Below are 21,222 nucleotides of genomic sequence, written 5' to 3'. Positions count from 1 at the left end.
TATGAAAATGAAATTTGTTAAGACATATAGAATACTGGTACTTGTAAGTGCAGGTATCGTTGCACAATCCTGTTTAGTGGCAAAAGACCCTAAAAAACCGGATGTTAAAGCAGAAAACCTGTACCGTACCGAAGTAGTGTCGCAAGACACGACATCGATGGCTGATATTAGCTGGGAGAAAATGTTTACCGACCCAATATTGCAGCAGCACATTAAAAAAGGACTGCAGAATAACTTTGATATCAGGATCGCTATCCAGAATATTATTGCTGCCGAAGCTAATCTTAAACAAGGAAAAACAGGCTATTTCCCTACGTTAAGCCTTGGAGCCGACTGGACACACCAGGAGATGTCTAAGAACAGCCAGTTTGGCCGTGTTATTAGCGGAACCGGAGGCAGTACCAATACAGATCAGTACCAGATTACAGGATCTTTTGCCTGGGAAGCCGATATTTGGGGTAAGATCCGCAGTAACAAGCGTGCTTTTAGTGCTGCCTACCTGCAGACTATTGCTGCAAACCAGGCAGTGAAAACACAGGTAATTACAAATATTGCCGGATTATACTATCAGCTGCTTTCGCTGGATGCACAGTTAAAACTGGCTCAGGAAACGCTTATTAACCGTGATAAAAGTGTAGAAACTATTTTGGCACTTAAAGATGCTGGCAATGTTAATGAAGTGGGTGTAAAACAAACTGAAGCGCAAAAATATGCTACTGAGCTTATTATAGAAGACCTTAAGAACAGGGTTGTATTGCTTGAAAACACATTAAGCATACAGCTTGGAGAGGCTTCCCGTAAAATTGAGCGCAGTACTTTTGAGTCGCAAAACCTTAATCCTGAAATTAAATTAGGTGTTTCAACACAGTTGCTTAGAAACCGTCCTGATGTTGTTGCAGCCGAGTACGGTTTAGTAAATGCATTTGAACTTACTAACGTGGCACGATCTAATTTTTACCCACAGTTTAGGATTACGGCTACAGGCGGACTTCAAAGTATTGAACTTAAAGACTGGCTTAGTACAAATTCATTGTTTGCTACGGTAATTACCGGCTTAACACAGCCATTATTTAACGGAAGGCAGATAAGAACACGTTATGAGGTGTCTAAAGCCCAGCACGAGCAGGCTTATGTGCGTTTTGAGCAAACGCTTATTACTGCAAGTAAAGAGGTGAGCGATGCATTAGCACAATACAATAATGAAACTAAAAAATTATCGATAAGAGAAAAACAGGTAGATGCATTAAGCAAAGCTGCAGATTATTCTGATGAGTTGCTGGAGTATGGCCTTGTTAACTACCTTGAGGTGCTTACTGCAAAAGACAATGCACTTAATAGTGAGTTAAGTCTTTTAGATAATAAATACCAACAATATTTAGCCATTATCAACCTGTACAAAGCTTTAGGCGGCGGATGGCGATAACAGTATAGTTTGGTGTGTCTATCCAAATTATTTAGATTAATTGTTTGTTTTATATTTGTTACCCGGTACAGTTTACTGTACCGGGTAATTTTTTTACGTTATTTTTGTGAATCAAAAAAGTATAACTAAATGAAAACATTTTTAAAAATAGGGTTGCTTTCTCTTGTTGTTATGGTAGTTAGCTGTAAGAAAGAAGAACAGAATTTATCCATTCATAATGCTTCTTCTAAAGGGTTTTATTTCCTGACAAAGAATAAATTGGAAGGCGGTATCGCTATAATGAGTCTAAGGGGAGATGAAGATTTGATGCTGGCAAATGGAAATAAAGAATTTAGTAAAGCGATTACCGATGAGTTTCTTGATAAATTCAAAGTGAATAACAACTACGTTTTTTATATGGTAAATAAAGACGATCTGGCTATGCCTCTAATGGAGCTTAAAGCTGCAAAAATGTATGATAGTATTGTTATTCCTGCCGGGAATGATATTACTAATGTAGATTTATATGTTAAAGATACCATTGGTGGAAAATTATCACTTTCGTCAAGAGTCAAGTCGGTTACTTCGCCATTTTAATAAAGTAAATTAGCTAAAATATCCTCTTAATCATAGATTTAAAAAAAACCATCGTTTTAAAACGATGGTTTTTTTATGCATGCATAGAAAACCAAAATTTATTTTTAACCGTAAATGGATGCGCGTATAATATTTATTTTATAAATATATTACTGCTTTTGCTGAAGTAATTTAAATCAAATATTGAATAATTTTAACAAATTGATCGATGAGTAGTTTATTTATGTCGATGTATTGCAAAAGCAGGCCGTAAAAAATAACAAATATTTTACGGTTTGTATTTATATTTTAGATATTTTTGCTCCGATTTGAGTTTTTAGCATTGAAAATCAGTGATTTATATGTTAAAGATCGGATTCCTAATAAGGCGTTCTTTGGGTGTAGCGCCAACAGTAAACGGGATGAAGAGGAGATTTAAAAATGCTATGTAAAGCTTTACGAATGAGAGGAACAAAATTCCTGATGGGTATATTGTGTATTATTGCATGGAACACAAATGCTCAACAAGATAACAACTGGTACTTTGGCCGAATGGCCGGATTAAATTTTAGCAACGGCAGACCTGTTGCAATTACAAACAGCAAAATGACAACTATGGAAGGGAGTGCTGCAATATCCAGTCAAAATGGAGATTTGCGGTTCTATACCAATGGTATTTATGTTTGGAATAAAAACAATCAAATAATGCCTCATGGCAGTGATCTTTTAGGAGATCAGTCTACTACACAATCGGCAATAATAATTCAGAAGCCGGGACAAAAAGACCGTTACTATATTTTTGCAGCCGATGATGCAGGTGGTCCAAACGGGCTGACCTTCTCTGAAGTGGATATGACTGCCGACGGAGGTAAAGGAGATGTAATAAGCAAGAATACCAGGCTTATTACACCTGTTACAGAAAAAATTGCGGCAGTACAGCATTTTAACGGTATTGATGTTTGGGTAACTACCCATCAGTGGGGCAGCAATGCTTTTTATAGTTATAAGGTAACAGCCGCCGGAGTAAGTACTACACCTGTAATTAGCTATGCGGGCTTAGTTGTAAACGGTGCAGATAATTCCGGGCATTATGCCGGATGGATGAGCTTCTCGCCAAACGGTACACGTATTGCGATGGCAAATGGACTTTTTGCAGCCGAACTGTTTGACTTTGATGCAGCCACAGGAATTGTTAGCAATGCAGTAACTGTAAAATCGCCTGCAGAGTGTTATGGTGTGGAATTTTCACCAAACAGTAAGCTTCTTTACCTTTCAAGCGACAATAAAATATATCAATATCAGGTAAATGCTCCTAATGTAGCACAAAGCCAGATAGAAGTGGGTAAAATAGATGTAGCGAGTTCTCTGAAATTGGGTCCCGATTCTAAAATTTATGTGGTGCATAAATACCTGGCTAAAAGTTTATCGGTAATTAATTACCCTGATGTTGTGGGTACAGGCTGTAATCTGGTTTATGAAGCAGTAGATCTTGGAGGTAAAGAAACCTTTGTAGGACTGCCAAATTTCATGACAACTCCCTTTTATGTATTGGATATCAAAATGGCATCGGATTGTTCTGATACCGCCGTGTATTTTACGGCTACAACCACTATGGATTCTGATACCGTGCTTTGGGATTTTGGAGATGGTAATACGTCTACTAGTTTAAATGTTACCCATACCTATGCTAAAACGGGGATTTATGTCGTAAAAGCTAAAGCGAAAAGAGGTACTTCTACCCGATATTATACTAAAACAATAACTGTTTTAAAAGCTCCGGTTGCCATACAGCCTGCTGACATGATTACCTGTGGCAATGAAGAAAGTGCTGCGGTATTTCACCTGAGTGATCAGGATGCAGCTATACTGGGCGAACAGCAGGCAGTTAATTATCTTGTTAGTTACCACATATCATTATCTGATGCTGAGACCGGAAATAACCCGCTGCCAAATAATTATACGGTTAATACAGGCTCACAAACGCTTTATGCGAGAGTATATAGCGATACAGGTATTTGTTATGCTGTTACTTCATTTAAGCTCACTGTAGCCTCAAAACCGATAATTGACATGAAAGATAGTTACGGCTACTGCCAGGGCAGCAGTATTATACTTTTGGCTCCTGCAGGTATGGACAGTTATTTGTGGTCTACGGGTGAAACAACACCTTCTGTACGTATCGATAAAGCAGGAACTTATACACTTACAGTAACTAAAAAAACAGGTGCAACTGTTTGCGAAACAACAAAATCGATAACGGTACACGAATCCTATCAGCCGGTTATAAAAGACATAGAGGTTAACGAATGGACCAGTAATAACAACTCTATTACAATAATTACCGAAGGTGAAGGTGATTATGAATATTCTATAGATGGCAGTAATTATCAGGAAAGTAATGTATTTAACCAATTGGTACCAGGGCAGTACAAGGTTATTGTGCGCGAAAAAAATGGTTGCGGCTTTACCGAAGATAAGGTAGTACTGCTAATGTATCCTAAATATTTTACTCCAAATGGAGATGGTTTTCACGATACCTGGCAGGTAGATAATGCCTATTATGATCCTAAAATGATCGTTTATATTTTTGATAGATATGGTAAGCTGCTTACTTCGTTTAAAGGAAACACCCCGGGATGGGATGGGACTTTTAATGGAAATAAGCTTCCGGCAACCGATTATTGGTTTATAGTACATCGCAGTAATGGTAAAGAATACAAAGGGCATTTTGCAATGATGCGATAAATAGTCACTTTTGTAAGAGTATATTTTAATCCCGAAACCCCAGTGTTTTCGGGATTTTTTTTATTTTTTTATTTTTTTTACTTGTTTATCAGTATTTTAGTGTAGGGTTTTAACATTTTAAACTGTTCATAGTTTGCTATGAAAAACCAACCACAACATGAATGTACAAAACTTCACACGGCCTTGCTATGCCTTATTGCGCCCCGGCGCTTTTAGGTTAAGGCTCTGTTTGCTTTTAATTTTCTTCACCTTTTCTCTATCTCATGGACAACAAATAGGCAGGATATGGTACTTTGGTAATAGTGCCGGACTGGATTTTAACAGCGGTAGTCCTATTGCACTTACAAACAGTGCTATGAATACCATTGAAGGCTGTGCGACATTAACAGGCCCTGACGGCGCGCTTATGTTTTATACTAACGGAGAAACGGTATGGAATAAAAACCATCAGGATATGGTGAACGGGAGCGGGCTGTTTGGACAGCAATCGGCAGTCCAGTCGGCCGTTATAGTTCCAAAACCAGGATCGAATACAATTTTCTATATTTTCACGGTAGATGCGCCCGGCTGGTCGGGTGTGCCCTCAAAAGGATGTAATTATTCTGAAGTAGATATGTCGCTCGACGGAGGACTTGGTGCTGTTACAGTAAATAAGAACATCGCGGTAGTAACAGCATCTACAGAGCAGCTGGCTATGGTGAAGCACAGTAACGGTATAGATTTTTGGGTAATTACTCATGGGTTTCCGGGTAATAGTGTACATGCTGTACTGGTTACAGCCTCAGGTGTAAATACCACTCCGGTAGTTAGCAGTCTTGGAATGAACCTCACGTCTCTTTATGATCTTTTGGGTTGTATTAAAGTATCACCTGCAGGTAATAAATTGGCATTAGGCCATCATGGGTCGGGAATGCAGCTCATGGATTTTAATACAACAACCGGAGTTGCCAGTAACGATCAAACGATACTTTCCAGCTTCATGGTGTATGGTGTTGAGTTTTCGCCATCGGGCAAACGCCTCTATGTGTCTTATACCCAAAATGCTGATTTGTTTCAGTATAATCTTGATGCAGCAGATATTCCAGCTTCGGCAGTTGCGCTTTATTCGGCAGATATTGAGGAAAATTATGGGGGTTTGTTACAACGCGGCCCTGACAATAAGGTGTACTTTTGTATGCGAAACAGATCGGCATTAAGTGTTATTAATAACCCAGATGCTTTAGGGATAGCCTGTGGTTTTCAGTATGACACTGTAAGTCTTGGTGGAAAAATTAGCGAAAGCGGCCTGCCTACACCTACGCAGGTAGAACAGGATCTTGCCATACAGGTGGTTAATTTTTGCCATGGGGATACCACCGTTTTTTCTGTTATACCGGCTATAACACCCGATACTATTGTTTGGGATTTTAATGATGGAAGTTTTTCGAATGAACTTAGTCCGTCTCATGTATATGCTGCTACGGGAACTTATAATGTATCGGCAACCATTCAAATACAGGGAGAAACAAAAATTATTTTTAAAACAATAGTAATATTAGAAACGCCTACAGCAACTAAACCGCCCGATATGACAGCTTGTGGCGATGAAAACGGGCAGGCAGTATTCGATTTGAAAACCCAGCGTGCCACGATTTTAGGCCCCTTACAGCTTATAGATTTTACTGTTGGTTTTTATACTTCTATAGAAGATGCCAGAGCAGGAATTAATTTTATTCCCGAACAGTATACGAACATTTCAAATCCGCAGACTATCTATGCAAGGGTATCGCCCGATGCAGGGATATGTCATGCTATTACTTCTTTTCAACTTAATGTAGTCTCAAAACCGGTTATAACAATGCCCAATGCTTTTGCTTTTTGCCAAAACAGCAGCGTTACCATAACTGCGCCGGCAGGTTTTTCGTCTTATTTGTGGTCTACAGGAGCAACATCGCAAGCTATTGTAGTATCTAAAGCAGGAAGTTATACGGTAACGGTTTATGAAGTAACGGGAGGCACAACCTGCGAAGCTACAAAGACTATTACCGTAACAGAATCGTTAAAACCCAAAATAACCCATATTGAAGTTAACGACTGGACAGACAACAACAATAGTATTGTTATAACTGTATCGGGCGGCGGGAATTATGAATATTCTATCGATGGAATTAATTATCAGGCCAGTTCAGTATTCACCAAATTACTTCCCGGAAAATATACAGTTTATGTAAAAGACATGAACGATTGCGGTACAGATAAACAGGAAGTAGTACTGTTGATGTATCCGCGATTCTTCACGCCAAATGGCGATGGAGTAAATGAGCTTTGGACTATTAAGTATGCTTTTTTTGAACCTAATATAAAAGTTCACATTTTTGACCGCTATGGCAAGCTTGTTCATTCATTTAAAGGGAGTGAACCCGGTTGGAATGGAGAACTTAACGGGTACCGTTTACCGTCTACCGATTATTGGTTTGTTGTATATCGCGGAAATGGAAAAGAATACAAAGGACATTTCTCTTTGATGAGGTAGGACTTTTGAAATACAGTATGTTATAATTTTATTATTTTTACATTGCTAAGAAAAAGAAAAAAAAATGGATGGAAAAAAACTTCTATCGTTTTTCCAAACATGCCTGCATAGTTTTATGAAGGTGTGGCAAAATGCATTTTTATGCCTATTCTTTTCTTGTTTATCACTCTCATACGCACAGGAAATTGGTCCGGTATGGTATTTTGGTAATAATGCAGGGCTCGACTTTAATAGTGGTGTTCCTGTAGTACTTACTAATGGTGCTCTGGTGAGCGATGAAGGCTGCGCTACACTAACAGATGCCAATGGACAGATCATGTTCTATACTAACGGGAATACGGTATGGAATAAAGACCATGTTGTTATGGACAATGGTACCGGATTGTTTGGTAATGTATCGAGTGCCCAGGGAGTGGTGATAGTACAACGACCGGGATCTAATACTATTTTTTATGTTTTTACTGTCGACACACAGCCTGTTGATGCGGGTTATAAAGGGCTTAGGTATTCTGAAGTGGATATGACGCTGGATAGCGGCCTGGGTGCAGTTACCTCAAATAAAAATATATTTATAGCCACTGCTATTGGTGAAATGTTAACTATAGTAAGGCATAGTAACGGTACAGACAGATGGGTAGCCGCAGTAGGGTATCCAGACAATAAAATATATGCTACACTAATTACAGCAGCAGGGGTAAATACAACACCTGTTGTTAGCGATGGAGGGCCTGCACTTTCAAACTATGGCTGGATGGGAGCAATGAAGGTTTCGCCCGATGGCACAAAACTGGCGCACAGCCATTTATTTTCGGGAGTACAATTAAGTGATTTTGATCCTGCTACAGGCTTGGCAGATAATTACATAACATTGACTACAGACAGCATGTATGGTGTTGAGTTTTCGCCATCAGGTAAATTATTGTATACATCAAGTTATACTTCGTCAACTATAAATCAGTATAATCTTGAAGCTGCTGATATTGCTGCTTCTGCCATAAATATATCTCCGGGGAATCAAATTCATGATGGCGGCGGATTACAGCTTGCGACTGACGGAAAAATTTACTTTTGTCGTTATAATCTTTTAGACGCTTTAGATGTTATAAATAGCCCGGATGTTCTTGGAATAACCTGTAATTATCAAATAAACGCACTATATCTTGGCGGGAAAACAATAAATTCCGGTCTTCCTGCTGCTACACAGGTACAAAAGATGACAGCCGTAATAATGGCAGATAAATTCTGCCTTAGTGATGCTACAGAATTTTCTTTGTCTTCTGTAGTTGATGCTAACAGTGTTACATGGAATTTTGGTGATGGAAACTTTTCTAATGAAGTTAATCCCACGCATGTGTATGCTTCCATTGGCACCTATACTGTGTCGGCATCTTTTACAATAGGCGGCGTACCCCAAACACTGTTTAAAACCATAGAAATATTAGAAATGCCAACGGCAACCCAGCCACCGGATATGACAGCTTGTGGTGATGAGAACGGACAGGCAGTGTTTGATTTAAGTACCCAGCGTACCACAATATTAGGCCCGTTACAGCTTGTAGATTTCTCTGTTGGCTTCTACACTTCATTAGAAGATGCTAAAGCAGGAGTGAATTTTATTACCGAACAATATACCAATACTTCAAATCCGCAGACTATTTATGCAAGGGTATCACCCGATGCAGGTATCTGCCATGCTATTACCTCTTTTATACTCAATGTAGTGAGAAAACCAGTTCTTATTATGCCTGATGCTTTTGCTTTTTGCCAAAATAGCAGCGTTACCATAACAGCGCCGGCAGGTTTTTCTGCTTATGTATGGTCTACAGGAGCAACATCGCAATCTATAGTGGTATCTAAGGCAGGAAGTTATACCATAACAGTCTATCAGGTATCGGGCGGCATAACCTGCGAAGCTGTAAAAACTATTACTGTAACAGAAGCCGCAAAACCCGAAATAACGTATATTGAAATTAATGACTGGACCGATAATAAGAACAGTATTGTTGTAACCGTGTCGGGCAGCGGGAATTATGAATACTCTATAAATGGGATTAATTATCAAACCAGCCCTGTATTTAACGGATTACTTCCTGGAAAATATACAGTTTATGTAAATGACATAAACAATTGTGGTACTGATAAGCAGGAAGTGGTGGTACTAATGTATCCAAGGTTTTTTACACCAAACGGCGATGGAAAAAACGAAGTTTGGACTATTAAAGCCGCTTTTTTTGAACCAAATATGAAGATTCATATTTTTGACCGCTACGGTAAGCTTATCTATTCTTTTAATGGAAGCGAGCCTGGTTGGAATGGAGAATATAACGGGCATCGTCTTCCATCTACTGATTATTGGTTTTTAGTAGAACGAAGCGATGGACGCGAACATAAAGGACATTTTTCGATGATCAGGTAATTTTAATTTGCAGGCTTTATCATGTTTATTGTTTGTTATAACGGTGTTAATTAGCTGTTTGTCGGTTTTTTACTACGGTATAATTTATTTTTATACTTATATAAAAAAAATGAATAGCTTAGTGATGATTTAACGCTTATTTAAGATAAATTTGTGATAGTAACAACATAATGCACCCCCCCGAAATGCACAATTATATATTACTAATCGGCCTTGTGGCTACCGTATTTTTTTTCTTAGTCGATAAAAACCTGCTTCCTGCAACGCTTTTAGCTAGAAGGCATATGCTTTCTAAGTTAGAGAATAATAAAAACAAGGATTTGCAGATGCAATCGGAATTAGAGCAATTAGTTGACGAGAACAATGCCTGGTCGTATGTTGCTTTTCCTGATAGTGAAGTAACCTATAAAGAATATCTCGAGCTGCTTCGTGAAAAATTTAGCATAGAGTATTCTGATTCTGAGTTTGAATCGCTTAGAACAAACAGGATGACAAGAAAGCAGATGGCAGATTATATTCAGAAAATTAAAAATCAGGAAGAAGCTGCTCAAGCATTACGCACGGATATAAATTACCAAAAAAGCAATTTACAGTCACTAAGTATTTGTCGCGCGTCATAAATTTCTTATAGCGATTTTAAATAAAACAACAGCGTTTATTGTAATCAATAAGAGTTTCCTCACTAATAAATATATACATTTTTTATAGCCCCTTTGTTCTTGGGGCTTTACACGTTTGTTAATAATCTGTATGGTGAGTAGGCACAAAAAAGCCTGCTAATTTCTTAATTTGCCTGTAGAAAAAGAGAGGCAAAAATGGAAAAAGATAAGATAAAAGGGCAGGGGGCGGTTACTAATATTCACAATCATTTTATTAAAAATCGCTATGAAACGTCCATCTATCAGGACGATTATGAAGAGGAACTGGCTAAAACCCGTGTTATTGAGGTGTTTCCAAAAACCTTAGTGAACGAGGTTAAAAGCCCTGATCTTTTTATGGCTTATTCTATGAATCCGTATCAGGGATGCGAGCACGGCTGTGCTTACTGTTATGCCCGTCCTACCCATGAATATTGGGGATACAGCGCAGGGGTCGATTTTGAACGAATTATACTTGCCAAAAAAAATGCACCGCAGCTTCTGGAAAAATTCTTTAAAAAAAGAGGCTATAAACCCCAGCCTATACTACTGTCTGGAAATACAGACTGCTACCAGCCCGTAGAGCGTAAACTGGAAATTACACGCGGTTTACTGCAAATGTGCCTCGATTATAGGCATCCGGTACATGTACTTACTAAAAATGCCATGGTTATTCGTGACCTTGATATTTTAACCCAACTGGCCGAGAAAAATCTGGTGAGTGTTTCATTAAGTATCCCTACTATAAATGAGGACCTTCGGCGAAAGCTGGAGCCCAGAACATCATCGGTAAATACAAAATTAAAAGCTGTTGAGACGCTTTCGCAAAACGGAATTCCTACCCATGTTATGGTAGCCCCAATGATACCAGGACTCAACACGCCCGAAATCCTTTCGATCGTAAAAACGATTGCCGAGAAAGGAGCAAAGGGTTTTGGCTACACACTCGTTCGGCTAAATGATACGGTAGAACCTGTTTTTATCGATTGGTTAGAGCAGCATTACCCAGACAGGAAAGAAAAGGTATTGCAACAGATAGCATCCATGCACGGAGGTAAGTTGGGCGAAAAACAAATTGGTAAACGAAGAACAGGCGAAGGTAATATTGCCAATATGATACACACTACTTTTAAGATAGCGCGCCAAAAGTTCTTTAAAGATAAAGAGATGCTTCCGCTGGATGTTCATCATTTTGACGGAACCAGAGGGGAGCAGCTGAGTCTTTTTTAGGTTTAAGGCTAAAATGTATAAAGTTCTGGTCACGCTGAGCTTGTCGAAGCGTTTTTTATGAATGTTTAAATATGTTCTTTTGTCTTGAAACAAAAGCTTATGACATGAATCTGAAAGTCATACCTTCCCCCGAGTTTCTAAGGATCTGCTAAAATCATCTAAATCCGCGTCATCCGCGTTCTTTTAAATCATTGATTTTAAATGTTGTAATAGAGTGTTAATTCCCTGTGGGAAATATTTGCGTTTCGATCGTTGTTACCGAAATATAATCCTTCCGGGATAAAAGAATAGCATAGCTGAAGATACTTTAATACTATGGAATTATTGGCGAGTCTTTAATTCCAAGATCAGACATCCAGCCTCAAATAAAAAAGCCACCCTTTGCAGGATGGCTTCGCTCTTTTTTGGAAAGAAAGCTGTAATTATTCTATTTCAGATACCCTTAGGGTGTTTACCATACCTTTTTCTATAACCGGCATGGCTGCAAGGTTAATAAGGATATCTCCTTTTTCTACATAACCTTTATCTCGTGCAATATTATTCACATCTTCAACAGTTTCATCTGTACTAAGAAATTTATCATAGTAAAAAGCATTAACGCCCCATAGCAGGTTTAGCTGTGTAAGTATCCTTTTGTTTGATGTAAACACCAGGATGTGTGAGTTTGGTCTCCATGCAGAGATCTGGAAAGCAGTATAGCCACTGTTTGTAAGTGTGCTTATAGCCTTTGCTTTGATCACGTTTGCCATTTGGGCAGCGTGGTAGCATATTGATTTTGTAATAAAACGTTTTGTTCTTACCTGTGGTGTGTTTTGAGGAACCGTGATTAGCGGAGAATCTTCTACAGCTTCAATGATCTGTGTCATTTTCTCGATAACCTGAACCGGGTAGTTACCTACAGATGTTTCTCCCGAAAGCATTACAGCATCTGCACCATCCATTACAGAGTTGGCAACGTCATTTACTTCGGCGCGGGTAGGTGTTAGGCTCGTGATCATTGTTTCCATCATCTGCGTAGCGATGATAACAGGGATACGGGCTGTTTTAGCGCGATTTACCAGCTTTTTTTGTATAAGCGGTACTTCGTGTGCCGGAACCTCTACACCAAGGTCTCCACGAGCTACCATAAGCGCATCGCAAAAAGCAACGATCTTATCGATATTCTCTACTGCTTCAGGTTTTTCGATCTTAGCAATAATTGGAATTTTGTATGATGAGTGTTCTGCAATAAGATCCTGAAGTTCTTCCAGGTCTTTTGGCGTTCTTACAAACGAAAGCGCGATCCAGTCTACCTCTTCTTTAATAGCAAAAAGCGCATCTTTAATGTCTTTTGGCGTAAGAGCAGGCAAAGAAACCTTAGTGTTAGGCAAATTAACCCCTTTTTTAGATTTTAACGGTCCGCCCTGTATAACCATAGCTTTAACTTCGTCTCTTCTGTTTGTTTCCAGTACTTCAAACATCAGCTTGCCATCGTCAAGTAATATTTTTTCGCCAGGATTAACATCGTTAGGGAATTCTTTATAGTTCATGTACACCCTTTCGGCAGTACCTAAAGTATCTTCGGCAGTTTGAAATGTAATTATATCGCCACGGTTTACAATAATGTCTTCTTTCATTACCCCAACGCGCAGTTTTGGTCCTTGTAAATCGGCCAGAATAGATGTATTGTAACCAAACTCGCTGTTAAGGCTTCTTATCATGTCTATTCGCTCCTTAACATCGGTATAATCGGCATGTGAAAAGTTGATCCTGAATACATTTACACCTGCATCTATCATGTCTTTCAATACTTCTCTGGTGCTGCATGCAGGCCCTAATGTGGCTACAATTTTAGTTTTTTTTCTTGTTGGCATTCTTTTAAAAAATTAAATTGTTCTTAGATTTTAATTTCGTGTGATCAATTGTGTAGGCTGTGGCGACTTGTTTTATCGTAAGTAGTTTTTCTACTATGTCATCCAGTTCTAAATGAGCAGGAATGTTTTCGATTTTAAGCACATAATCTACTTTCTTGAGCTCGGGCATCAAAAAAACGTTTGTCGTTAATGACATGTCCGTGTCTTCAAATAAAGAAGTAGAGGTGTTGCTTTGCATGGAGATAACCTTCGCCTTGTTCTGGATAAGATTCCACATGCTGTCGTCGTCGGGGTTTTCAAAGATGAATCTTGAAAAACAGCTTTCCCCTTCGTTAATAGTAACCCCAATATCGTGGTTACTTTTTTCAAGCAGTATAGATAATTCCCTGTTCATGAAGTAGGCAAGCCTGTAGTCTTCGAGGGATGAATGAATGGCAATCAATCCGTAATCGATCGTAACAAAATCGTCAATCAATAGTCTGTGAACTGCCATAACAAATCTAAATAAGCCGTAAATATACTACTTAATGTTAATAAAAAACAGGCTTATAAATTAAGTTTATGCTATTTTCTTTACGAAAACGTTTTAGTTTGCTGGGAAGTTGGCTTATTTTTTGTTAATTTTTTCCTGAAATGCAAAAAAGGCGCGTTGGGATGCTTTTTCTTCTGCTTTCTTTTTTGAAGTTGCACGTGCACGCGCAATTATCCTGCCGTCTATTTTAAGTTTTACGGCAAAATGTTTCTGGCCTTCGGTACCGTTATCTTCATACACTTCATATTGAAATGCTTTTTTTTCTTTTTGGCACCATTCTATAACAAGGCTTTTGTAGCTAATAACCTTGCCTTCCAGTTTTGCAATATCCACATAAGGGAGTATTACTTTTTTATGTATAAATTTTTCGCAATAGGTGAAGCCGCGATCCAGGTAGATGGCTCCAATTAAAGCTTCAAAAAGGTTACCGTGTATGTTTTCGCCAAAATGCTGTGTAGATACTTTGCTTTCTACCCATTTTATAAGGTCAAGATCGCGTCCCAGTTCATTTAAGTGTTCACGGCTTACAATTTTTGAGCGCATTTTGGTCAGGTATCCTTCGTCGCCGGTAGGCACCTCATTAAAAAGGTGTGCAGCAATGACTGATCCCAGCATGGCATCGCCCAAAAACTCCAGTCTTTCGTAGTTTATTGGATTTCCATTCTCATCTGTTTTGTTAGATGATCTGTGTATGAATGCTTTACGATAGTGGCTGAGGTCTAACGGTTGAAACCCCAGCATTTTATAGATCTCGTCAAAAAAAATCCCGTCTTCCGGAGAGAGACGGGTATTTTTTGTGAATATTTTTTTTATGATACCCATGCCCCGTCCATTATAGTTCGAGTTTCTTTACTAATACACATGCATTGTGTCCACCAAACCCAAATGTATTGCTCATAACCACTTTCATGTCCCTTTTTTGGGCCTTGTTAAAAGTGAAGTTAAGTTTAGGGTCTATGTTCTCATCATCCGTAAAGTGATTGATGGTAGGCGGAACGATACCGTGCTTTATAGATAGTATAGAAGATATGGTCTCTATAGCACCGGCAGCACCAAGAAGGTGGCCTGTCATAGATTTTGTAGAGTTAAGGTTAAGCGTGTAAGCATGCTCACCAAAAACTTCAATTATAGCTTTAGATTCTGCAATATCACCAAGAGGAGTAGATGTACCGTGCATGTTCACACCATCTACATCTGTAGGCAGTAAGCCTGCATCCCTAAGGCAGTTATTCATAACATTACGAGCGCCAAGCCCTTCCGGGTGTGGAGCTGTGATATGGTGTGCATCAGCGCTCATTCCGCCTCCGCCTATTTCGCAGTAAATTTTAGCGCCCCTTGCTATAGCGTGCTCATACTCTTCAAGTATAAGAGTACCGGCACCTTCGCCAAGTACAAAACCTTCACGGTCTTTATCCATAGGTCTTGAAGCAGTTTTAGGGTCGTCATTTCTTGTAGATAGCGCATGCATTGCATTAAACCCGCCCATTCCGGCAATGGTTACAGCAGCCTCGCTACCGCCGGTTACCATAGCATCTGCATGGCCCAAACGGATATAGTTGAAAGCGTCTATTAAAGCATTTGTAGATGATGCACAGGCAGAAACTGTAGTAAAGTTAGGGCCTCTGAAACCATATTTTATAGAAATATGGCCACCAGCAATATCAGCGATCATTTTTGGTATAAAGAAAGGGTTAAATTTAGGTATACCAGGACCTTTAGCCCAATTGATAACTTCCTCCTGGAAAGTTTCAAGTCCGCCAATACCAGATCCCCAGATAACACCGACTCTATCTTTATCTAATTTTTCAAAGTCAAAGTTTGCATCTTTAACGGCTTCTTCCGTAGCAACCATAGCATATTGTGCATAACGGTCCATTTTTCGTGCCTCTTTTCGGTCTATAAAATCTTCAACATTGAAATTTTTTACCTCACAGGCGAACTTTGTTTTGAAGTTAGTCGTGTCAAAGTAGGTTATAGGGGCTGCGCCGCTTACACCGTTAACAAGATTGTTCCAATACTCCTCAACGTTGTTTCCAATAGGGGTAAGTGCGCCCAGTCCTGTTACTACAACTCTTCTTAATTTCATAAGGTCAATTTTATAGTTTCAAATTTAAAGAACAATACCCATGCGTCTCTAATAAAATGATAAGAAAACATGGGCACTGATAATATTTTTTATGAAGGATCTTTGTTTTTTTAAAAGTCATTCATTTTTTCAAAGCGTTTTTGGCCTTAAAATCCAATAAATAATAACATCCATGTAATATTATAATTACATGGATGTCAAATATTTATTATTTTTTTGCTTCTTCGATGTAAGAAATAGCTTGACCAACTGTAGAAATGTTTTCTGCCTGATCATCTGGAATCTGGATATCAAATTCTTTTTCAAACTCCATAATAAGCTCAACAGTGTCTAAGGAATCAGCTCCTAAATCGTTAGTGAAGCTTGCTTCTGTTACAACTTCGTTTTCGTCAACACCTAATTTGTCTACGATAATCGCTTTTACTCTTGATGCAATGTCTGACATAATCTTTAATTTTAGAATTTAAATTGAATGGCAAAAATAAAAAACTTTATTTTAAAACCACGTTTTCGTCAAAAAATGTGGCACTAAATTAAAAAATTAATTTTACAATAATCTCAAAACACCTTTATTTTGCGGTTTATTATTCCGTTTTTTGCACTATCAAATTCTTGTCACAAAATGAAAAATATTATTCTGTTTGCTTCTGGGGGTGGCTCTAACGCTGAACAAATCATGCAGTATTTTGCACATAAGGAGCATTATGCAGTGGTTGCTTTGTTTACAAATAACCCAAATGCAGGAGTGCTGGATAAGGCAAAAAAATATGGTGTTCCTACCGTTATTTTCTCAAAAGAAGAGCTAAATGAGGGCAAAGTACTGTTAAAATTAAGATCGTTTAACCCTAGTATCGTCGTACTGGCGGGTTTTTTGTGGAAGTTTCCGTCAGATATCATTGCGGCCTACCCTGGGAAAGTGATAAATATACACCCGGCACTGCTGCCTAAATATGGCGGAAAAGGCATGTATGGTATCCATGTTCACAAGGCAGTTTTAGAGAATAAAGATGCCGAATCGGGTATTACGATCCATTTTGTGAACGATAATTATGATGAAGGGAACGTAATTTATCAGCACACCGTAGCAGTTTCCGATTGTCTTACTCCAGAAGATGTAGCACAAAGAGTACTGGAGTTGGAGCATGAACATTTCCCGAGGGTGATTGAAGAACTACTAAAGGATCTATAGATAGTTAGATGGCTGGATTTTTAAAGAAGATCCAAATAGTGTATAATGAATAGTTTTTCGAATAATCTACCAATCCAAAATAATAAATGAGTCACCAAGTACATATATATACAGACGGCGCTGCAAAAGGCAATCCCGGACCGGGAGGTTATGGCGTTGTCATGGAACTTGTGGGGCAAAATTACCGCAGGGAATTCTATGAAGGGTTTAGGTTAACGACCAATAACCGCATGGAATTACTGGCAGTTATTGTAGGGTTGGAAAAACTTAAAAACCCCGGAACTACAGTATTAGTGGTTTCTGATTCTAAATATGTAGTAGACTCTGTTGTAAAAGGCTGGGTTTTTGGCTGGGAGAAAAAAGGTTATAAAGATAAAAAGAACCCCGACTTGTGGCAGCGTTTCCTGAAAGTGTACCGTAAACATAAAGTCGACTTTAAATGGGTAAAGGGGCATAACAGCCATCCGCAAAACGAACGCTGTGATCAGCTTGCTGTTATGGCATCTACATCGCCTAAATTAAATATTGATGCCTATTATGAAGAGATAGGTTCGAAACAGGTGTAATTAACGGTTAGAATATATAGGTAAAGATTTCTTTTCAGCGAAAAGTACAGTAAGTGATCTTTTTGCCTGACTCGTAAGCATACTTTTTATGATCAAGTTTGAAGATTTTGATGGATAGATAATTTGGCGCAAATACAGAGAAATACACTGTTAAAATGTTAATTATTTGATGACAAATGCCAGTGATGGATGTTTGCGGATTAAATAATATAATAGAGGAACGCAGTGTTAGTGTTGTTGCAATAAATTCATTGTAATCTATTGATTTTGTATATACTAGCATTGATGAATTTGATCGTCAATTTTTTGTAACTATTGAAGATATGAAGTATCTTTGCATCTTCAAATTTCACCGCCTTTATGAATAAATTACTGATTGTTGGCTCTGTTGCTTTTGATGCTATCGAAACGCCTTTTGGCAAAACCGATAAGATTCTGGGTGGAGCAGGTACTTATATTGGGCTTTCGGCCTCATTTTTTAAACACCAAACGGCAATCGTGTCTGTTGTTGGCGAAGACTTCCCTCAGGAATACCTTGACCTTCTAACAGCAAGAAACATTGATGTTTCTGCGATAGAAATCGTTAAAGGCGGCAAGACGTTTTTTTGGAGCGGACGCTACCATAACGATCTTAATTCCCGTGATACTCTTGTAACGGAGTTGAATACCCTTGCGGATTTTGAGCCTAAAGTTCCCGAAAATTTTAAAGATGCCGATGTGGTAATGCTGGGTAACCTGCATCCGCTAACGCAGATAAGTGTACTGGATCAGTTAACTAAAGCACCTAAACTTGTAGTGCTGGATACCATGAACTTTTGGATGGACTGTGCATTGTCTGAGTTAAAACAGGTTATTGCGCGTGTAGATGTGATTACAGTAAATGATGAAGAGGCCCGTCAGTTAACAGGTGAATACTCGCTGGTTAAAGCTGCGGCTAAAATACAGGAGATGGGGCCCAAATTTGTAGTGATCAAAAAAGGAGAGCACGGTGCATTGCTTTTCCATGAAAAACAAATATTCTTTGCTCCTGCATTACCACTGGAAGAAGTGTTTGACCCAACAGGGGCAGGCGATACTTTTGCAGGAGGTTTTACCGGTTATATTGCACAAAGCGAAAACATCTCTTTCGAGAACATGAAGAATGCTATTATTTATGGATCTAACATGGCATCCTTTTGTGTAGAAGAATTTGGAACTAAACGAATGGAACGCCTGCAAAAAGAAGAGGTGCTGGAGCGCCTGCAACAATTCAGAGCGTTAACGCAGTTTGACATTGCGCTGGAAAAATAAAGAAACATTAAGCCCTCATGGGCTTTTTTTAATAGAGAACACAACAACTACAACACATACACAACGATTATGAGTGACGCTTTAAAACATGAATGCGGTATTGCGCTGTTAAGATTATTAAAGCCATTAGAATACTATAAAGAGAAGTATGGTACTGCTTTTTACGGTATACAAAAAATGTACCTGTTAATGGAAAAACAGCACAACCGCGGACAGGATGGTGCAGGTTTTGCCAGCATTAAACTGGACATTGAGCCCGGTCAGCGATACATTAGCAGAGTGCGTTCCAATCAGCAGCAGCCTATTCAGGATGTGTTTAAGCAAATCAATGAAAGAATCAATGAAGAGCTTACACAGCACCCGGAATACAATGATAGTGTGGCTTTACAAAAAGCAAACATACCTTATATAGGTGAATTGTTCCTTGGTCACGTTCGTTACGGCACCTTTGGTAAAAACAGTATTGAGAGTGTTCACCCGTTTTTACGCCAAAACAACTGGATGCACCGAAACCTTATTGTAGCGGGTAACTTTAACATGACTAATGTTAAAGAACTTTTTGATAGCCTTGTAGAGCTTGGCCAGCATCCTAAAGAGCTTGCTGATACCGTTACTGTAATGGAAAAAATTGGTCATTTTCTTGATGGCGAAGTGGCAGACCTTTACCAGGATTGTAAAAATGAAGGATATACAAAACAGGAAGCTTCTGCTGTAATATCAGAAAGGCTTAATGTTGCTAAAATTTTACAGCGTGCTTCTAAGCAGTGGGACGGTGGTTATGCAATGGCAGGTTTATTAGGTCATGGTGACAGTTTTGTATTTAGAGATCCTGCGGGCATCCGTCCGGCTTACTATTATCAGGATGATGAGATCGCTGTTGTAGCTTCAGAAAGACCTGTGATCCAAACCGTGTTTAATGTTCCTTTTGATAAAGTACAGGAACTTGAGCCGGGTAATGCAATAATTATTAAAAAGAACGGAACTGTAAGCATCGAAGAGATCATTCCTGCGCTGCCAAAAAAAGCTTGTTCTTTTGAAAGAATATATTTTTCAAGAGGCAGTGATGCCGAAATTTATGAAGAGCGTAAGCAATTGGGCAGATTAGTATTGCCACAAGTGCTTGATGCTATTGATAGTGATACAGATAACACTGTTTTCTCGTTTATACCTAATACTGCCGAAACTTCTTTCTATGGTATGGTAGAAGCGGCTCAGGATTTCCTGAACCAGCGAAAAAACAACCATATATTAGAGAATAGGAACACGCTTACTGCAGAAACACTTCAGGAGCTTCTTAAAGTGAAAATACGTACAGAGAAAGTAGCTATTAAAGATGCTAAACTGCGTACCTTCATTACCGAAGACAGCAGCCGTGATGATCTTGTTGCTCACGTTTATGATGTTACTTACGGTGTTATTAAACCGGAGGATAATCTTGTTATTATCGATGATAGTATTGTGAGAGGTACAACACTTAAGAAAAGTATACTTAAGATGATGGATAGGCTTAATCCTAAAAGTATTGTTGTAGTATCGTCTGCGCCACAAATCAGGTATCCTGACTGTTATGGTATCGATATGGCTAAGCTGGAAGGATTAGTGGCTTTCCAGGCAACACACGAACTACTCAAAGAAAGAGGACTGGAGCATATAGTACACGATGTGTACAAAAAAGCAAAAGCTCAGGAAGGTTTACCGGACAGTGAAGTTGTAAACTATGTAACAGAATTTTACGCTCCGTTTACAGATCAGGAAATTTCAGATAAAATAGCTCAGATGTTAAGCTCTGAAGGGATTAAAGCTGAGGTGAAAATTATTTTCCAAACTGTGGAAAACCTACACAAAGCTTGCCCTAAGAATCTGGGTGACTGGTACTTTACAGGAGACTATCCTACAGCAGGCGGTAACCGTGTAGTAAACAAAGCATACATTAATTTCTACGAAGGAAACGACGCCAGAGCTTATTAATTGCGTTTTAACGACTTTTGACGTCATTGAACGAAAAAGTTTGTGCGACACGATGAAAGAATATACTTTTGGCCTAAGAAAATAGCATTAGTAAATTAATTTTACAGTATTTTTGGGGGCCAAGAAAGGGAAAACGGAAACGTTTTCCCTTTCTTATTTTAATACGGTTTGTAATGCCAGGGCATATCTATATTAGGTCATTATTATCATATTTATTTA

Annotated in this window: 16 protein-coding genes; 11 read left to right on the top strand and 5 right to left on the bottom strand. The window is 38.7% G+C overall.

The genetic code is table 11. The annotated features are described in order from the left end of the window. The first annotated feature begins 7 nt into the window (after positions 1-7). The 7 genes from EPI11_RS11905 (at position 8) to EPI11_RS11875 (ending at position 11,519) form a co-directional block, all read left to right on the top strand. Positions 8-1,423 carry a TolC family protein gene (locus tag EPI11_RS11905; protein WP_128390197.1) on the top strand — a complete coding sequence of 472 codons (1,416 nt, stop codon included), beginning with the start codon at positions 8-10 and terminating at the stop codon, positions 1,421-1,423. A 129-nt stretch (positions 1,424-1,552) separates the two neighbouring features. Beyond that, positions 1,553-1,999, top strand: coding sequence for a hypothetical protein (locus EPI11_RS11900; protein WP_128390196.1), 447 nt, complete (start codon positions 1,553-1,555; stop codon positions 1,997-1,999). Positions 2,000-2,440: 441 nt separating this feature from the next. Further along, entirely contained in the window at positions 2,441-4,723 is a 2,283-nt protein-coding gene (locus EPI11_RS11895; RefSeq protein ID WP_164879165.1) for a T9SS type B sorting domain-containing protein, read from the top strand. 157 nt (positions 4,724-4,880) lie between these two features. Then, the gene (locus EPI11_RS11890) at positions 4,881-7,235 is read left to right on the top strand and encodes a T9SS type B sorting domain-containing protein (protein WP_128390194.1); all 2,355 of its coding nucleotides are present in this window, start codon (positions 4,881-4,883) and stop codon (positions 7,233-7,235) included. Positions 7,236-7,299: 64 nt separating this feature from the next. Next, positions 7,300-9,651, top strand: coding sequence for a T9SS type B sorting domain-containing protein (locus tag EPI11_RS11885; RefSeq protein ID WP_128390193.1), 2,352 nt, complete (start codon positions 7,300-7,302; stop codon positions 9,649-9,651). A 185-nt stretch (positions 9,652-9,836) separates the two neighbouring features. Further along, on the top strand, positions 9,837-10,271 hold the full coding sequence (locus EPI11_RS11880) for a hypothetical protein (RefSeq protein WP_128390192.1): 435 nt from the start codon (positions 9,837-9,839) through the stop codon (positions 10,269-10,271). A 195-nt stretch (positions 10,272-10,466) separates the two neighbouring features. After that, positions 10,467-11,519, top strand: a complete 1,053-nt coding sequence (locus EPI11_RS11875) for a PA0069 family radical SAM protein (RefSeq protein WP_128390191.1) — start codon at positions 10,467-10,469, stop codon at positions 11,517-11,519. A gap of 422 nt (positions 11,520-11,941) precedes the next feature. Here EPI11_RS11875 and pyk read toward each other — a convergent pair whose 3' ends face one another. The 5 genes from pyk to EPI11_RS11850 all read right to left on the bottom strand — a co-directional run bounded on the left by pyk (position 11,942) and on the right by EPI11_RS11850 (position 16,435). Next, entirely contained in the window at positions 11,942-13,372 is a 1,431-nt protein-coding gene (pyk, locus tag EPI11_RS11870; RefSeq protein WP_128390190.1) for a pyruvate kinase, read from the bottom strand. 4 nt (positions 13,373-13,376) lie between these two features. Beyond that, positions 13,377-13,865: an IPExxxVDY family protein gene (locus EPI11_RS11865; protein WP_128390189.1), complete on the bottom strand. Its 489-nt coding sequence runs from the start codon at positions 13,863-13,865 to the stop codon at positions 13,377-13,379. A 114-nt stretch (positions 13,866-13,979) separates the two neighbouring features. Further along, a complete protein-coding gene (rnc, locus tag EPI11_RS11860; RefSeq protein WP_128390188.1) occupies positions 13,980-14,726 on the bottom strand; it encodes a ribonuclease III in 747 nt (248 codons plus the stop codon). Positions 14,727-14,736: 10 nt separating this feature from the next. Continuing rightward, the gene (gene fabF / locus EPI11_RS11855) at positions 14,737-15,990 is read right to left on the bottom strand and encodes a beta-ketoacyl-ACP synthase II (protein ID WP_128390187.1); all 1,254 of its coding nucleotides are present in this window, start codon (positions 15,988-15,990) and stop codon (positions 14,737-14,739) included. Positions 15,991-16,198: 208 nt separating this feature from the next. Next, positions 16,199-16,435, bottom strand: a complete 237-nt coding sequence (locus EPI11_RS11850) for an acyl carrier protein (RefSeq protein WP_019037482.1) — start codon at positions 16,433-16,435, stop codon at positions 16,199-16,201. A 177-nt stretch (positions 16,436-16,612) separates the two neighbouring features. On the opposite strand from EPI11_RS11850, the gene purN reads away from it, so the two are divergent. From purN to EPI11_RS11830, 4 genes are all read left to right on the top strand, one after another. Then, positions 16,613-17,179 carry a phosphoribosylglycinamide formyltransferase gene (purN, locus tag EPI11_RS11845; protein ID WP_128390186.1) on the top strand — a complete coding sequence of 189 codons (567 nt, stop codon included), beginning with the start codon at positions 16,613-16,615 and terminating at the stop codon, positions 17,177-17,179. A gap of 86 nt (positions 17,180-17,265) precedes the next feature. Continuing rightward, a complete protein-coding gene (gene rnhA / locus EPI11_RS11840) occupies positions 17,266-17,745 on the top strand; it encodes a ribonuclease HI (RefSeq protein ID WP_128390185.1) in 480 nt (159 codons plus the stop codon). A gap of 360 nt (positions 17,746-18,105) precedes the next feature. Next, positions 18,106-19,035 (top strand): PfkB family carbohydrate kinase, encoded by a 930-nt coding sequence (locus EPI11_RS11835; RefSeq protein WP_128390184.1) that lies wholly within the window; start codon positions 18,106-18,108, stop codon positions 19,033-19,035. A gap of 69 nt (positions 19,036-19,104) precedes the next feature. Next, on the top strand, positions 19,105-21,003 hold the full coding sequence (locus EPI11_RS11830) for an amidophosphoribosyltransferase (RefSeq protein ID WP_128390183.1): 1,899 nt from the start codon (positions 19,105-19,107) through the stop codon (positions 21,001-21,003). The last annotated feature ends 219 nt before the right edge of the window (positions 21,004-21,222 follow it).

It is taken from the genome of Flavobacterium cerinum (assembly GCF_004028155.1).
Classification (GTDB): Bacteria; Bacteroidota; Bacteroidia; order Flavobacteriales; family Flavobacteriaceae; genus Flavobacterium; species Flavobacterium cerinum.
The sequence above is the reverse complement of the archived record's forward strand: the minus strand, read 5'-3'. Positions and strand labels throughout refer to the sequence as shown.

Excerpts from the sequence above, each read along its gene's own strand:
- EPI11_RS11905 (WP_128390197.1), top strand. The coding sequence starts at position 8 with ATGAAATTTGTTAAGACATATAGAATACTGGTACTTGTAAGTGCAGGT.
- EPI11_RS11900 (WP_128390196.1), top strand. The coding sequence starts at position 1,553 with ATGAAAACATTTTTAAAAATAGGGTTGCTTTCTCTTGTTGTTATGGTA.
- EPI11_RS11895 (WP_164879165.1), top strand. The coding sequence starts at position 2,441 with ATGAGAGGAACAAAATTCCTGATGGGTATATTGTGTATTATTGCATGG.
- EPI11_RS11890 (WP_128390194.1), top strand. The coding sequence starts at position 4,881 with ATGAATGTACAAAACTTCACACGGCCTTGCTATGCCTTATTGCGCCCC.
- EPI11_RS11885 (WP_128390193.1), top strand. The coding sequence starts at position 7,300 with ATGGATGGAAAAAAACTTCTATCGTTTTTCCAAACATGCCTGCATAGT.
- EPI11_RS11880 (WP_128390192.1), top strand. The coding sequence starts at position 9,837 with ATGCACAATTATATATTACTAATCGGCCTTGTGGCTACCGTATTTTTT.
- EPI11_RS11875 (WP_128390191.1), top strand. The coding sequence starts at position 10,467 with ATGGAAAAAGATAAGATAAAAGGGCAGGGGGCGGTTACTAATATTCAC.
- pyk (WP_128390190.1), bottom strand. The coding sequence starts at position 13,372 with ATGCCAACAAGAAAAAAAACTAAAATTGTAGCCACATTAGGGCCTGCA.
- EPI11_RS11865 (WP_128390189.1), bottom strand. The coding sequence starts at position 13,865 with ATGGCAGTTCACAGACTATTGATTGACGATTTTGTTACGATCGATTAC.
- rnc (WP_128390188.1), bottom strand. The coding sequence starts at position 14,726 with ATGGGTATCATAAAAAAAATATTCACAAAAAATACCCGTCTCTCTCCG.
- fabF (WP_128390187.1), bottom strand. The coding sequence starts at position 15,990 with ATGAAATTAAGAAGAGTTGTAGTAACAGGACTGGGCGCACTTACCCCT.
- EPI11_RS11850 (WP_019037482.1), bottom strand. The coding sequence starts at position 16,435 with ATGTCAGACATTGCATCAAGAGTAAAAGCGATTATCGTAGACAAATTA.
- purN (WP_128390186.1), top strand. The coding sequence starts at position 16,613 with ATGAAAAATATTATTCTGTTTGCTTCTGGGGGTGGCTCTAACGCTGAA.
- rnhA (WP_128390185.1), top strand. The coding sequence starts at position 17,266 with ATGAGTCACCAAGTACATATATATACAGACGGCGCTGCAAAAGGCAAT.
- EPI11_RS11835 (WP_128390184.1), top strand. The coding sequence starts at position 18,106 with ATGAATAAATTACTGATTGTTGGCTCTGTTGCTTTTGATGCTATCGAA.
- EPI11_RS11830 (WP_128390183.1), top strand. The coding sequence starts at position 19,105 with ATGAGTGACGCTTTAAAACATGAATGCGGTATTGCGCTGTTAAGATTA.